Origin of the sequence: Leptolyngbya sp. GB1-A1, assembly GCF_039962475.1 — a bacterium.
In the GTDB taxonomy this organism is placed as follows: domain Bacteria; phylum Cyanobacteriota; class Cyanobacteriia; order Elainellales; family Elainellaceae; genus Leptolyngbya_A.
In genome coordinates this window covers 46,200-61,103 of the sequence record NZ_JAMPLI010000021.1, presented here as the reverse complement: position 1 = coordinate 61,103, position 14,904 = coordinate 46,200, and the positions used below count along the sequence as shown (strand labels likewise).

Genomic DNA, 14,904 nt, shown 5'->3' with positions numbered 1-14,904 from the left:
TGATGGATAAACGGGTAAACGGCAATCAACTTGTGACCATGCGGTTGCTGGGTTTGGGGCTTAGCGCTGTGCTGCTGGTCGGCTGCCTTGTGATTAGCGTGACACTAGGCGCAGCAGACATTGATTTTGGAACCGTTTGGGAATCACTCACCGCATTTGATGGTTCAACAAATCATCTGATTATTACAACCGTACGGCTGCCCAGAGTCCTAATTGCGCTCGTGGTCGGAGCCGCTTTGGGAGTTGCGGGAGCACTAATGCAAGGGTTAACGCGCAACGCGCTGGCAGATCCGGGAATTTTGGGGATCAGTGCTGGAGCTACTCTTGCCGTGGTGGTTACGACTTTTCTGGCTGGAACTGGGTCGATCCAGGTTTACACCTGGGCTGCTTTTGCCGGAGGAGCGATCGCTGCAATTGCAGTTTATACCCTCGGTTCACTGGGACGAAGCGGGGCAACGCCGCTAAAGCTGATTCTGGCAGGGTCTGTTTTAACTTATCTGCTGTCTGCGCTCACCACGGGAATCTTGATTTTGAATCAGCGCACCCTGGACGAAGTTCGTTTTTGGCTAGCCGGATCGGTCGCCGGGCGAGACTTCAATGTGCTGCTGCAAGTTCTACCGTACCTTTGCATTGGGCTGGTGGTTGCCTTTGGCATGGGCAAGCAAATCACGGCACTCACGTTGGGCGAAGAAGTTGCGAAGGGGCTGGGGCTGCGAGTCGGATGGGTTAAGGCGATCGCCTCTATCATCGTTGTTTTGTTAAGTGGCAGTGCAGTCGCTCTCGCAGGACCGATCGGCTTTATCGGTTTAGTCATTCCCCACGTGGTTCGCTTTTGGGTGGGGGTTGATTATCGCTGGATACTGCCCTATTCAGCAATCTGGGGTGCTGTGCTTTTATCGATCGCGGATCTCGTAGGACGACTCATCATCAAGCCGCAGGAATTGCCCGTGGGGATCGTGATGGCACTCATTGGTGCGCCATTTTTCATGTATCTCGCGCGGCTCAACGTAAAACAGTGACAGGTTTAAATCCATGCCTTCATCCTGGTTAGTGCTTCGCTCAAAACAAGTACCGCTGTCAATTCGAGTTGATCGAAGAGTGCCTGCGATCGTGTTTGCCCTTGCGGTGATCTCATTTGCTGTGCTGGTCTTGAGTTTGGGATATGGAGAATATCCAATTTCGCCGCTGAGTGTCATCAAGACACTTCTGGGATTCGATACAAGTAATTCTGATTATGGCTTCGTCATTTATACATTACGGTTGCCGCGAGTTATTGTTGCCTTTTTAGTCGGAATGGCGTTGGCCGTTGCCGGAACGATTTTGCAGGGACTGACGCGCAATCCTCTAGCAGCCCCTGAAATTGTGGGCGTTGTGGCAGGGGCAGGATTAGCAGCCGTGACGCTCATTGTGCTGTTTCCTGCGATTCCGGTATCTCTCCTACCGATCGTAGCTTTTACAGGAGCCTTGATTGCCGCTTTGCTAGTGTATTGGCTGTCGTGGAATGGCGGAAGTTTACCCATTCGCTTCATTTTGGTTGGTGTGGGCATCGAGGCAATCGCCTCCGCTTTTACTAGCTTGATGATCACCTTTGGCAATATAAACGATGTGAGTCAGGCGTTAGTCTGGTTAGCTGGAAGTGTCTACGGACGCACATGGGAGCATATTCAGGCATTGCTTCCCTGGCTGATTGTATTGCTTCCCCTCGCTCTGGTGAGTGCGCGTGAGCTAAACACCCTCAATTTAGGGGATGAGGTTGCACGGGGGCTGGGGAGCCGAGTGGAGTGGCAGCGGGGGCTTTTATTGCTCATCAGCGTGGCGTTAGCAGGGGCAAGTGTGGCAACGGCAGGAACGATCGGCTTTGTGGGGTTGATGGCTCCCCATTTAGCTCGTCAATTAGTCGGTACATCGCACGAAAGCTTGATCCCAACTGCTGCCCTGCTGGGAGGGCTGATTGTTGCCTTAGCGGATTTTTTAGGACGATCGCTGTTTGCGCCGATCGAACTTCCGTGTGGTGTCGTGACAGCTGCAGTTGGCGCACCTTATTTTCTGTATCTGCTCTACCGCAACCGAAATGCGTAAGAACATTTCCACTTCTGCACTCTGTCCTTCTACAATTAGCCCTCCAATATCAATGGAAACAGCATTCACCACTCGAAAACTCACTCTGTCATACGATCGCACGGCCATTATCCGGGAGTTAAACGTAGACATTCCGATTCATCGCATTACGGCTCTGGTCGGGGCAAATGGCTGCGGTAAATCGACATTGCTCAAAGGACTGGCACGACTGTTAAAGCCCCAAAGCGGCATTGTCTACCTGAATGGAACTGCGATCGCCCAACTTGCAAGCAAAGAAGTTGCCAAACAGTTAGGCATGTTACCTCAAAGTCCGATCGCCCCCGAGGGCTTAACGGTACGAGAGCTAGTGGCGCAGGGACGCTATCCCCATCAAAGCTGGTTTCAGCAGTGGTCAAAGGAGGATGAGCAGTTCATGGAACAGGCATTGGCAATGACCGGGATAACGGAATTGGGCGATCGCCCGCTCGATAGCCTTTCGGGTGGACAGCGACAGCGTGCCTGGATCGCAATGGCTCTGGCGCAGAATACACCCATTTTGTTACTGGATGAACCCACCACGTTTTTGGATTTAGCGCATCAAATCGAAGTGCTGGATTTACTGTATGACCTGAATCAAACCAGGGGACAGACGGTCGTGATGGTATTGCATGATCTGAATCAAGCCTGTCGCTATGCCGATTACTTGGTCGCAATGAAGCAGGGACACATCTATGCTCAGGGTTCTCCTGTTGAAGTGATGACCGAGGCAATGGTGCGGGAGGTCTTTGGGTTAGAGAGCCGCATTGTGCCCGACCCGATCGCAGGAACGCCGATGTGTATTCCGATCAGCCAAAGAACATTAGTCAGAGATGATTTGTGAAAGAACGTTCCTGCAACAAGATTGGTATGGCAGAAACGATCACCTACGAAACCTATTGGCAACAGTGGAAAGAAAATCTTTCCGTGGGCGACAGAGAAATTGCCTATGACAAGGATCGATTCGATCGCATAGGCGCATTATCAACTTTTAGATAACATCATCAACTTTTAGATAATAAAGGGAGGAACATTTCAGGTAGCTGCTTTAAAATCAGTTCATCTGTAATTGGTCCACGGGTAACACTACCCCAGAGTTGATAATTTACAAAGAAGATTCGACCAAACTGGGACGCTGGAATCTTTTTGAGTATAGGGTTTTGATCCCATTTCATTCTGAGCGGGTCTTTGGGATTATAAGGGTCTGAAAAATCCCAGGCAATCACCAAAACAATATCCGCGTTGAGGGTAGGCAAGAGTTCCACCGAAGTTTGCATCCATCGCGTTTCTCCTGCTGGAACAGCTTTAGGAAGAACCAGATGAAATCCGATTTCCTCTAGCAAACGCCCTGCGGTACTATCAGCAGCAATCGCTACATCATTCAACAATGTATTGACTGCCAAAATTAAAACATTAGGATAAGCGTTAACAACGGGTTTTAGCTGCGATCGAACTGTTCTTAATTGTTCAGCATGGGCAGCTAATAACTGTTCAGCTTCTTGTTCCCGATCTAGTGCTTTCGCAATAGGCTGAATGTCATGAAACCAGACTTGCTTGTTGTCTTTCATGTCTGTAAACAACAAAGTCGGCGCAATTTGATTAAGCAGTTTGTACTGGCTTTCGATTGACCAATTCTCACCAAGAATCAAATCGGGTTTGATGAGAGCCAGTTTCTCCAGCGATGGACTTTTTCGATCGCCCAGGTTCACAGGTTGTGTTGTAACGCGATCGCCCAGATAAGGAATCTGTTGACTTGGATTGTCAAATTTCTTCAGGTTCAGGGCAGTTACTTCGGCATAAGCCACAGGCTGTACTCCCAGTGCCAGAATAGAATCCAGAATATGGGGACTGAGCGCGGCGACTCGCTGAGGTTGTCCACAGATTTCAGTTTCTCCTACCTCATGAGAGACCATCCGACAGGATGCAGGAGATTCGATTGATTGATTTGCTTGATCACGATTAACAGCTAGATTGCGAGGACCAGAACTTTGGCAAGCCGTGACCAGCGCAAATGTCATGCAGATTAAAAGCGATCGTTTAAGCCAATTCCACCATTGTCGAGTTCTCACAGCGATTTCTCCTAATTAGTAACGTATAGGAAACCTTCGCCCTCAAGTTGATTGGCGCGACTGGATAAACAATATCGGAATCCTGATAGGTTGTGGAAAATTTCTGAAATGTCTGTGGGGGACTGGTTCATAGGACTCTTTGCAGTTCTAGCCTTCCTGTTCTAGTCTTCCTCTTGAAGTGACTTCTGCCTATTGCATCTAATTCGCATTAAATCATTGATACCTTACGGCAAATCTCTACTTCTGACAAGCTCTATTAGGAAATTTTTCTAGCAGCGTTCCGACTCGAACTGCAAAAGATCTAAAAAAACATTCTGGAAAATTAGATCATTAAAAACCAGTAGCCGTGCAGCCAGGAAATTTAAGAGCAAATCTTGAACAGAGGCAATGAACCTGCTATAAGTAGTTCAAGTATTGCAAATTGCTTGCAATAAGCTTTTATGGTTTCTAAAACTTGACCCCCGGTTAGAATCGTCACTTAAGACTGTATGGTGCAACTTCCAATCCTTCAGGCTCGATCGCAATCAGACTCTTGCTTTTGCTGCACTTCGATCAGCCCCACTCCTCTCAATGTCATCTCTCGTTAGCTCACGGTAGATGCGTATTTTCGTCATTGTCTGGAGTGGTCAGTTTGTTTCGACGATCGGTAGCTATATGACTAGTTTTGCCATCACACTCTGGGCATGGCAGCTTACCGATCAAGCAACTGCACTCACGTTGATTGTTTTTTTTAACCAAGCGGCAAGCCTTTTGGTTGCTCCTTTTGCTGGAGTCATTGTTGATGGTCTCCGGCCGATCTTTGGTCAACGTTGGAGCCGCAAACAGCTCATCATCTTAAGCGATACGGTTGCAGCCCTCTCTACTGTTGCAATTCTCTTGCTCCACCTCACTGGACATCTTCAGGTTTGGCACTTTTATATAACAAGTGCGATCAACGGCATCTTCAGCAATATTCAAGAACTTGCCTTTTCTACGTCAATCGCTCTGATGTTACCGAAGCAACACTATACTCGTGCCAGCAGTATGGTTTCAATGCTGCATTATGGACCCAGTATTTTTGCTCCTGCCCTGGCAGGTGTTCTCTATTACATTATTGGTTTATTTGGCATTCTATGGATTGATCTATTCACCTTTAGCATTGCAATCTTCACTGTATTGCGAACTCAAATTCCCCAGCCCGTTGTTTCTGAAACCCAGCTTCAGAACCAGGCAAGTCTCTGGCAAGATATCTCTTCTGGCTTTCGCTATGTGTTTGCAAGACCAGGCTTGTTCACTTTACTTGTGATCAGTTTGCTGTTTTGGTTTGCTCACGACTTAGGCGGTTCGCTTTACTCAGCCATGATTCTAGCTCGCAGCAATAATAATGCAGCCATCTTAGCCAGTTTGTCTACGATGGCGGGTGTTGGCGGTGTCATTGGCGCAATCGCTGTCAGCATCGGGGGTGGTTTTCGGCAAAAGATTCACGCGTTTCTCGGGGGCATGATCGGTGCAGGGATCAGCAAAACTCTATTTGGGCTAGGGCAGTTGCCGTCAATTTGGCTACCGGCACAGTTTTGTTCGTCGCTCAACTTTCCATTACTGGGCAGTTCAAGTGAAGCAATTTGGTTGGCAAAAATCAAACCAGAAATCCAAGGGCGCGTGTTTGCTACCCGATCGCTGCTGCTCGTTCTAATTTCGACGATCGCTGCTTTAATTGCTGGACCGCTCGCTGATTTTGTCTTTGAACCTGCAATGATGCCAGGTGGTTATTTAGCCAAAACATTTGGTGGAATATTCGGGACAGGTTCCGGTGCAGGCATGGCTTTACTGTACGTGATCACATCCGTAACTTTAATGCTGGTTGGCATGGGCGGATATGCCGTTGAGTCATTACGCATGGTAGAAATGAATGTTTCAGATCACGACACAGATCAGCAGGCAGCTTTATCCAACTCCAACTGTGAACGTGAAGCCGATCGAACCTGAGACGACCAAATTGTTCTGACACAATTCTGATACTTTTAGACTTGGTTGCTTATTAGGAACTATTATCAAGTAATATCAGATAGGATGTAGCATTACTGACAGCTCCAACCAAAGATTTATCTAGATAGCTAGAAAGTAGCTCAACAGTAGAGCGTGCTTTCAGAAACTTTATTGTTTATTTCTTGTTGATTTCGGCTGTGAGGTTTGGAATTTTACTGTGAAAAATTTTCAACTGGTATTGATTCTCAAGTTAGTCGGTGTCATGTTGCTCAGCGTAGCGCAGTCTACCCTGGCTCAGGGTGTTGAGGAAGAAGGCAACCGTGCTGTTTCGATTTCGACTACATCAACTTCAGCTTCAGCAATTCCTCGTCTTAACGACATTGCACCTGCTGCAACAACTGTTGATGACTGGGTTGAGCAAATCGCGCAAGCCTCGATCGTGCAAGTAACAGGCGTGCAATTGAATGCAACAGCAGATGGGTTCGAGCTAGTCTTGGAAGCAGCAGAAGCCTTGCCACCCGTCGAAACCTCGGTGATTGGCAATGCATTGATTGCTGATATTCCAAACACAGTGCTGTCCTTGTCAGATGGCGACGAATTTCAGCAGGTGAATCCTGCCGAAGGCATTGCACTCGTTACTGTAACCAACCGCAGAGATAACAGCATTCGTGTTGCGATTACCGGACTGAATGCACCCCCTACAGCTGATGTGAGGGCAGAAGCACAGAATTTAGTGTTGGGTGTCACAACAGGTTCGGCAACAGAAGTTGCTCAAGATCAAGAAGCGATTCAGGTGGTGGCAACGGGAGACGAAACCGAGGACGACTACTATACGCCTGAGGCAACGACTGCGACTCGCACAGATACTCCCATTCGTGATATTCCCGCTTCAATTCAGGTGATCCCACAACAGGTCTTGGAAGACCAGAATATTGTTGAATATCGGGATGCATTACAGAATGTAGGCGTTACAACCGATGGCAACTATGGCGGTACGGGAGCAGGCTCATTTATCCTGCGCGGCTTCACGCAAGATTTCAACTTCAGAAATGGCTTCCGCAGCAATGATTTCTACGGTCTTTCGGAAACTGCCAATATTGAACGCATTGAAGTTCTCAGAGGACCCGCTTCTGTGTTGTTCGGGCAGACGCAGCCTGGAGGTGTTGTCAATATCGTTACAGAGCAACCCTTGAGCGAGCCGTATTTTGCCGCCGAGTTTACCGTAGGGCAATTTAGCTTCTATCGACCGTCGATCGATCTCTCTGGACCTTTGACTGACAATGGCGACTTGCTCTATCGCCTCAATGTGGCATACCAAAACTCTGGCAGCTTCCGAGATGAGGTGCATACTGAGCGATTCTTTATTGCCCCTGTGCTGCGATGGAATATCAGTGACAATACATCCCTCACTTTTGAATTTGAGTATCTGTACAATGATCCCGTGTTCGATCGCGGTGTCACGGCTTTAAGCGATGGCTCGCTTGTTCTGCCGATCGATCGCTTTTTGGGATACCCCCACCTTGATGAGTTTGAGCAACAGCAAGTTCGGGCAGGATACACGTTTGAGCATCAGTTTAACGATGACTGGCGAGTGCGTAATGCCTTTTCCTTCTTCAGTGATTTTCAAAATGGGACAAAAACGGAATCTACCGCTCTGCCAGAGAATGGCTTGCTGCCAATGGAGTATGTAGACGATGATTTTCTGCGACAGGACTATGGACTGCAAACAGAAGTCATTGGAGAATTTGCTACAGGGCCGCTCGAGCATCAGCTGCTGGTTGGTTTAGATCTAAACCGCAGAACCAGTGTTTATACTTCAAGAGACACTGACTTACCCTCTCTCAATATCTTCGATCCCAATTACGATATTGAAGTTCCAGAGCTACAGCCCAGCTTCTCTCAAAACGTTCGCACTGATAATTTAGGGATTTACATTCAAGATCAAATTGATTTGCTCGATAATTTACATCTGCTGATTGGCGGGCGATTTGATATTGTTGATCAAGAAGGAGTGTCCTTTGGCAGCGTAGTTGATCAAGTCGATGATGCCTTTAGTCCCCGAATTGGGATTGTGTATCAGCCGATCGAGCCGCTGTCTCTCTATGCCAGCTACAGCCAATCTTTTGTGCCGCAGACGGGGCTGTCTCGGACTGGAGAAGCCTTCGTGCCAGAGCGGAGTACGCAGTATGAAATTGGGATCAAGGCAGACATCACAGATGATTTATTTGCAACCCTTGCTGCCTATTACCTGACCAAAGCCAATGTGGCGACGAGCGATCCAGAAGATTCGGATTTCCAAATTCAAGTCGGTGAACAGCGCAGCCAGGGAATTGAATTCAACATTGTTGGTGAAATTCTTCCCGGTTGGAATATCATCGGTGCTTATAACTATACGGATGCGGAAGTCACAGAAGACAACGATATTGAGATCGGCAGCCGTTTAGATGACGTGCCAGAACACGCTGCTAGCCTCTGGACAACCTATGAAATTCAAAGCGGTGATCTGCAAGGCTTAGGATTTGGGCTTGGCTTACTCTATGTTTCAGAACGCAGTGGATTTTCGTTTGATCCACCAGGATTTGAGCTACCCAGCTATTTCCGCACTGATGCTGCCCTTTACTATCGAAGAGATAATTGGAGAGCGCAGCTCAACTTTGAGAATCTATTTGACACGGAGTACTATGAAACTAGCCAAACGGCTCGAATCGTGTATCCCGGCGCACCTTTTAACGTTCGTGCAACCATTTCCTACGAGTTCTAAGCGTTGACAAATAGGTTGTGAACAAGGGGTGTGTGGGCTGTGCCCCCAATTAGGGATAACCCCTGCACCCCGTTTCAATCCAATCAAGGATGGCTGTATTTTTATTTACAGCAAATTTCAAGTGAATAGACCGCAGTGATTGAACCAACCAATGGCATTATCTTCAGTAATGAACTGAACCGCTTCGGTCATTGCTTGGTCGAGAGCTTCATCGGTGCGAGCCGCTTTTGAGCGAAGAAACTGCTTGAGTTTCGACCAACAGAGTTCAATCGGAGATAGGTCTGGTGAATAAGGAGGTAAAAAGCTCAAGGGGTGACAAGGAGGTCAGAAGGAAAACTAAAAGATCTTAATCTTCCTATCGACCTTCTTTAATGCAGCGTTTTTCACTCCCGTAAGGTACGGGGGATGTGGGGCTGTGCCCCATTTTTTATACTTCAATCGTTCTAAGAGTGTGGCGTTGGGACGGTGTCCGGGTAGTCTTAGCTGTCAGCACGAAGATGAATGCTTTAGGATAGAGGCTATATCAATAAAGCTTCATAAGATACGGTGAATCCGAATGGTTAAGGCAGTCTCTTCTCCTTCTGAACTGGTTGTGGCTGGCTTTCATGCACTCTCAGAACCATTGCGCCTCAAAATCGTGGAGCTGCTGCGGGAGAATGAGCTTTGCGTTTGTGACCTCTGTGAGTTGCTGGATGTGGCTCAATCGAAGCTGTCGTTTCATCTCAAGACCCTGAAGGATGCAAGCTTAGTGCGATCGCGCCAGGAAGGACGCTGGATCTACTACAGCTTGAATCTGCCGCAATTTGTTGTCCTGGAGCAATACCTCTCGGAGTTTCGCCGCTACAGTCCCATTATGCCTGCTCGTCCCTGCCCGGACAAAGACTGAGACATTTAGGCTAACCACCCCCTAAAATGAACGATCGCAATAAATCAAATTGCCAGGAATACAGGCAAGCATCTGCATCTAAAGCAATGATTTGAAGCTGATCGATCTGACTCAGAATCGAAGCGGCTTGGGGATGCAGCAGCCAAAAAGCGATCGGGGTTTGCCATTCTACCAGGAAAGCATGAACCGTCTGGCGATCGGCTTCGTTCACTTCATCAGAGATTACATCGTCGTACCAGTATTCCTGAGGATATTCAGGAGAACACAAAATCTCTTCGCGCAGCACAGACCATTCGTTCGCTAGAAAGGGAGGCAGGTGATGAATTGCGGGGCTTACAGGGGGTACGATCGATGCGAGCGGAGTTCTGCCATTTCGACCGAGGAAAGATTGCTGAAGTCGATCGAAAAAAGGCTGCACGATTTCGCGTTCGAGCAGTTCACACAGGCGTAGCCCGGATGCAGAGAAATCGATCGATTTTGCATTGGTTGAAAGCAGGTCTGCTTGATAGGCTTCTGCCGGATCGATGGAAATAATTTCGCGCTGCGCTCCAGCAGAGAGCACCGTCGCCAAAGCCGCGATTTGACCTTCAGAATTTGGGACAGGCTGCTTGAGAGCAGTCGAACTCGGAGAGACACGGATCACCGGAGCGGAAACGGCAGGCGATAGCGCAGAAACCTGACTTAGCTTTTGCTTCAGCGATTCGACTTGCTGTGTCAGCAGAGTAATTTGCCGATCCTTTTCCTGAAGCAACTGGTCTTTCTCGGCAAGCTCGACCGCGCAAAGAGCCGATCGCATCAGGTTAAAGTAAAACGCCTGAGCCAAATCAATCGCCTGCCCCGTTGCCTGACTGTCGCCCATCCACCCCTGCTGTCGATCGGGGTCGATCGTGAGCAGTTGTTCTTCAGCATTGCGAATTTTAAGTTCGCGTCCTGTTCCTGTTAGAGATTGCTTAATACAGCAAACGTACTGGCGATGATTATAATCAAACGGAATAAATGAAGCGTCTGCCAGGTCATTCGCCGAATCGTATTTTTGATGAACGGTTTGATCAGCCTTTCGGGTAGAAGATTGATTATCTGATGTGTTAGAAGTTTTATTCACGCAATCGTTTACAGGTTGATCCAATAACGAATTAACAGATAACGCGATCGATTTCAGTTTACCGTTCGCTTTAACGCCTGCTTTCTGAGATGAACCGACCTCTACAGGTATTTCTGATTTTTCTGATAAATCGAGCTTTGTTTCGCTCGGGGCAAAGGCATCGGCTAAACCCAGCGATAAGGGATCAGTCTTCATTTCTACGGGACGAACACCGACCAGCTCTAGCTCGATCGACTGAACGCCATTCCAATCATTCAACCGCAAACGATAAGCAATATCCACCCGATCTGGAAGCGGGTAGAATTCTCCCCATCGCCAAGCCAGGGCTCGAATGCCCATTGTCGGATCATCTGCCTCTGCTAGCGTCATTTTCAGGTGATTTTTATCGCGTCCGATCGTCTGCTGCTCAATCACGCGCACATTGGGTGTCCAGAAAACCGGATCGGGGTTTTCAATGCCACAGGGGTGCAGAGCATCAAGCTGTTCGTAGAGGTGATGACTCAGGTCGCGGAAGTTTGCCTGCACGTCGATCGTCACCAGGGGCTTGAGGTGCTGCGGTTGAAGCTGATTGTGGGCAAATAGGCGCAGTCGCGATCGCATTTCTTCCAGGTGAGCTGCCTTGAGCGAAAATCCGCCTGCCGCCCGGTGCCCGCCAAACTTTTCGAGAATATCGCCGCAAAACTGCAACGCCTCAAACACATTAAATTCAGGAATGCTCCGCGCCGAACCGCGAATCTGCTGTTCCGATTCCTCTTCATAAGTTCCAATAAACACGGGCACACCGTACCGCTCTACCAGCCGCGACGCGACAATGCCAATCACGCCATGATGCCAGTTCGGCTGCACAATCACCAAAACCCGCTCCTTTTGCGGCTGAAATCGAGTCTGCTCACACCAGGCGATCGCTTCCTGCTCGATCAATTCACACAGCCTTTGCCGAAGCTGATTCACCTGCTCACATTTCATCGCCAGCTCTAATGCCCGTCCGTCTTCCTCGGTTGTCAGCAGCTCGATCACGATTTGCGGGTCAGCCAATCGCCCGATCGCATTGATCCTTGGACCCAGGCGAAAACCGATCGCCTCTGGCTTCAGTGCCTTTTCGTTGCTCAAACCTGCGACCTGAACAAGCGCCTCAATGCCCGGATTGCGCGAAGTCGGCAGTAGCCTTAGCCCCCGTTTCACCCAGCGACGATTCACTCCCGTCAGGGGAGCCAGATCCGCGATCGTCCCCAGCGTAAACAGTTCCAACAGCGGCGTGGTAAGATCCTGCGTTTTTTGCAGACATTGCGCCAGACAAATCGCCAGAATATAAGCAACCCCAACGCCAGCCACCCCTCGATACGGCGAATCTTCCCGAATTAGTTTCGGATTCAAAATTGCATTCGCATCGGGCAGCGTCGGCGGAATATCGTGATGATCGGTCACAATCACTGCTAAGCCCAATTCCCGCGCCAGGGCGATCGGCTCATGAGCAGTAATGCCGTTGTCCACCGTGAGAATCACGCTCACCCCTTCCTGGTGAAACTCCTCGATGATGCGGCGATTAATCCCGTAGCCTTCCTGCATACGGCTGGGAATCGCGTAGTCTACCACCGCTCCCAGGTAGCGCAGTGCCCGCATTAGCAGAGCCGTACTGGTCATGCCGTCTGCGTCATAGTCGCCACAAATCGCAATAAACTGTTTGCCAGAAATCGCATTGAGCAAAATCTCGATCGCGATCGTCAAATCGGGAAAATCGTCCAGCGGCGAAGGCAAAAACTGCTGCTCTGGCTCTAGAAACTCACGCGCTGCTTCAGGCGTAGCAACACCGCGATTGATTAGAATTTGTGCCACCAGCGGCGAAAGCTGGAGCGACTGCCCAAGCCGGGATGCACGATCGGGCTGGGCTTCTGCAATTTGCCAGCGTTGAATCGGATAGCGAGAGGAACGGGAAGAAGGCACAGGAATGATTGCTCGGCTGTAGTGAGGAACGACGATTGAAACTACAAAATCGAAACTTTGCCGTCATTTTCAATGTAAATCGATCGATCGCCTGGAGGACGACCCCCCGGACGAATTTCGATTCTAAGGGTATTTGGGGTTGGGCGAAACAGGATCGCGCTAAGTGGTAACGAAGTTTCATCCCAGAACACAACGGAGATATTTGGTTCGGTGCCAAAGTTGGGGTCAAGCTCAAGCTCCTGCCCCGGCAAAATTGGCACAGGACTTGTTCTAAAAACCTGCTCCACCAGAACCAAGCTGGCAGTTTGATTCACCATTTGCAAGCGAATTCGCTGCCCCGGCACAAACTGAATCTGCCTCGCCCGACAGTTTGCCGTACAAGTCTGCGAGATTGCCGGAAGCATCGTTCCCCCCAGCACCATCACCCCGATCGCCAATCCCCCCAGCACCTTCTTGATCATTTTGATCATGATTCTGCGCTAACTCCCACTTACTTAAGCATTGTGAACCTGATTCTGCTGCTTAAATATAAATACTTATGTTCTACCGCATCTTGGGACGATCGCATCACTTTCTGTATTTCTCAACTTTTCCTCTTTTCTCTCATCCACCCACCAACTCATCTATCCACCAACTCAGCCACCCATCACCCCACCCCCTACAATCGCCCCAACCCCTACAATAAATAAAACCCCGCCACTCCCGGAGTTTACCGAATGAACCTGCTAACCCAACTCCCCCTCCCTCCCCATTTCGATCGCCGTCATGTGGATGGAGTCTGGCGAGTTCCCTATCAAGCGCGGGCAACTGAGGCAAAAACCTGGGTAAAACAGCATGGAATTCCGCCTGCCGGGTCCGATCGTCATCGTGTGGGGCTGCTGCTGATCGATGTGCAGAATACCTTTTGCATTCCCGAATTTGAACTATTTGTAGGTGGGCGATCGGGTTTGGGCGCAGTAGAAGACAACATCCGCCTATGTGAATTTATCTATCGCAATCTGGCAGCCATCAGCGAGATTGCTGTCACGATGGACACTCACATGGCAACGCAGATTTTTCATCCTGTATTCTGGATCAATGATGCAGGGGAGCATCCTGCCGCGATGACCATGATCTCACTCAGCGATGTCGAAACAGGCGTCTGGAAAGTTAATCCAGCAATTCTGAATTACATTGCTGGAGGAAATCTCAATCGTTTGCAAAACTACGCGTTGCACTATGTCCGTCAGCTTCAGCAGAACGAAAAATACCTGCTGACTATCTGGCCCTATCACTCAATGCTGGGTGGAATCGGACACGCGATCGTTTCTGCTGTCGAAGAAGCCTGTTTTTTTCACGCGATGGCGCGAGACAGCCAAACCTACTTTGAACTCAAAGGCAACCATCCCCTCACCGAAAATTACTCGGTACTGAAGCCGGAAGTCACCCATGATCATGAGCAAGAGGCTATCGGCGAAACCAACCATGCCTTTCTGCAAAAACTGCTGCGCTACGATGCCCTTATTGTGGCAGGACAAGCAAAAAGCCATTGCGTCGCCTGGACGATCGAAGACTTGCTCAGCGAAATTGAAGCAATTGATCCTGCGCTCGCGCAAAAAGTCTATCTGCTTGAAGATTGCTCGTCTCCAGTCGTCGTTCCTAATGTCATAGACTTCACTGACGCCGCCGATGCTACCTACCAACGCTTTGCCAATGCCGGAATGCACCGCGTCCAATCTACTGAAGCGATCGAGTCCTGGCTGAAACTCTAACCTCCTCATCCCTTCATTCCCTCACCATGTCTCTCCTAAAACTTCTCCCTACCTTCCTGCTCACCAGCACAATTGTCGCTCAACCTGCCCTGGCACTCCCGCCCCCCGAAGACCAGCCCGAAGAAGTACTGCGAACTGAAGTGATCACCGAAGCGCGATCGCCTGTGGACGGAAAGCCCTTGACGGCAAGGGAATACGCCGAACTGCAAGCCAGAGAAGAAGCCGCACGAGAAAATTTGGCAACGGTTTCGCCGGAGGTGCGTCGGGTGGTGAATCTGCTGAGGTTGCGCCGCACAATTCGGACGTTCTTTCCCTTCCTGATTCGGTGAGATGAC

The 14,904-nt window shown here is 49.3% G+C and carries 11 protein-coding genes and 2 pseudogenes; 9 read left to right on the top strand and 4 right to left on the bottom strand.

Annotated features, from left to right (window positions below; genetic code table 11):
* Nucleotides 1-2 precede the first annotated feature (2 nt).
* The 4 genes from NDI45_RS18610 to NDI45_RS18595 are packed head-to-tail and all read left to right on the top strand — an operon-like array spanning nucleotide 3 to nucleotide 3,093.
* A complete protein-coding gene (locus tag NDI45_RS18610) occupies nucleotides 3-1,019 on the top strand; it encodes an iron ABC transporter permease (protein WP_348248236.1) in 1,017 nt (338 codons plus the stop codon).
* Between the two features lie 13 nt (nucleotides 1,020-1,032).
* Nucleotides 1,033-2,079, top strand: coding sequence for an iron ABC transporter permease (locus NDI45_RS18605; RefSeq protein ID WP_190791149.1), 1,047 nt, complete (start codon nucleotides 1,033-1,035; stop codon nucleotides 2,077-2,079).
* Between the two features lie 52 nt (nucleotides 2,080-2,131).
* Nucleotides 2,132-2,938 (top strand): ABC transporter ATP-binding protein, encoded by an 807-nt coding sequence (locus NDI45_RS18600; RefSeq protein ID WP_348248235.1) that lies wholly within the window; start codon nucleotides 2,132-2,134, stop codon nucleotides 2,936-2,938.
* Between the two features lie 26 nt (nucleotides 2,939-2,964).
* The gene (locus NDI45_RS18595) at nucleotides 2,965-3,093 is read left to right on the top strand and encodes a hypothetical protein (protein WP_348248234.1); all 129 of its coding nucleotides are present in this window, start codon (nucleotides 2,965-2,967) and stop codon (nucleotides 3,091-3,093) included.
* Nucleotides 3,094-3,098: 5 nt separating this feature from the next.
* Here the strand turns inward: NDI45_RS18595 and NDI45_RS18590 are convergent, their stop codons facing one another.
* Nucleotides 3,099-4,007, bottom strand: a complete 909-nt coding sequence (locus NDI45_RS18590) for an iron-siderophore ABC transporter substrate-binding protein (RefSeq protein WP_348248261.1) — start codon at nucleotides 4,005-4,007, stop codon at nucleotides 3,099-3,101.
* Nucleotides 4,008-4,760: 753 nt separating this feature from the next.
* Between NDI45_RS18590 and NDI45_RS18585 the strand changes: the two genes are divergently transcribed.
* Nucleotides 4,761-6,128, top strand: coding sequence for an MFS transporter (locus NDI45_RS18585; RefSeq protein WP_348248233.1), 1,368 nt, complete (start codon nucleotides 4,761-4,763; stop codon nucleotides 6,126-6,128).
* A 217-nt stretch (nucleotides 6,129-6,345) separates the two neighbouring features.
* Nucleotides 6,346-8,889 carry a TonB-dependent siderophore receptor gene (locus NDI45_RS18580; RefSeq protein ID WP_348248232.1) on the top strand — a complete coding sequence of 848 codons (2,544 nt, stop codon included), beginning with the start codon at nucleotides 6,346-6,348 and terminating at the stop codon, nucleotides 8,887-8,889.
* Nucleotides 8,890-9,006: 117 nt separating this feature from the next.
* Here NDI45_RS18580 and NDI45_RS18575 read toward each other — a convergent pair.
* A pseudogene (locus NDI45_RS18575) lies at nucleotides 9,007-9,198 on the bottom strand (transposase); the annotation flags it as partial.
* 247 nt (nucleotides 9,199-9,445) lie between these two features.
* Here NDI45_RS18575 and NDI45_RS18570 point away from each other — a divergent pair.
* Nucleotides 9,446-9,775: a metalloregulator ArsR/SmtB family transcription factor gene (locus NDI45_RS18570; RefSeq protein WP_348248231.1), complete on the top strand. Its 330-nt coding sequence runs from the start codon at nucleotides 9,446-9,448 to the stop codon at nucleotides 9,773-9,775.
* A 1,306-nt stretch (nucleotides 9,776-11,081) separates the two neighbouring features.
* Here NDI45_RS18570 and recJ read toward each other — a convergent pair.
* Both recJ and NDI45_RS18560 read right to left on the bottom strand, forming a co-directional pair.
* Nucleotides 11,082-12,827 (bottom strand): annotated as a pseudogene (gene recJ / locus NDI45_RS18565) (single-stranded-DNA-specific exonuclease RecJ); the annotation flags it as partial.
* Between the two features lie 32 nt (nucleotides 12,828-12,859).
* Nucleotides 12,860-13,288: a hypothetical protein gene (locus NDI45_RS18560; RefSeq protein ID WP_190794676.1), complete on the bottom strand. Its 429-nt coding sequence runs from the start codon at nucleotides 13,286-13,288 to the stop codon at nucleotides 12,860-12,862.
* Nucleotides 13,289-13,534: 246 nt separating this feature from the next.
* Here NDI45_RS18560 and NDI45_RS18555 point away from each other — a divergent pair, with 246 nt between their 5' ends.
* Together NDI45_RS18555 and NDI45_RS18550 are read left to right on the top strand one after the other, a co-directional pair.
* Nucleotides 13,535-14,569, top strand: a complete 1,035-nt coding sequence (locus NDI45_RS18555) for an isochorismatase (protein ID WP_190794677.1) — start codon at nucleotides 13,535-13,537, stop codon at nucleotides 14,567-14,569.
* 26 nt (nucleotides 14,570-14,595) lie between these two features.
* Nucleotides 14,596-14,898 (top strand): hypothetical protein, encoded by a 303-nt coding sequence (locus NDI45_RS18550; protein WP_190794678.1) that lies wholly within the window; start codon nucleotides 14,596-14,598, stop codon nucleotides 14,896-14,898.
* Nucleotides 14,899-14,904: the final 6 nt, after the last annotated feature.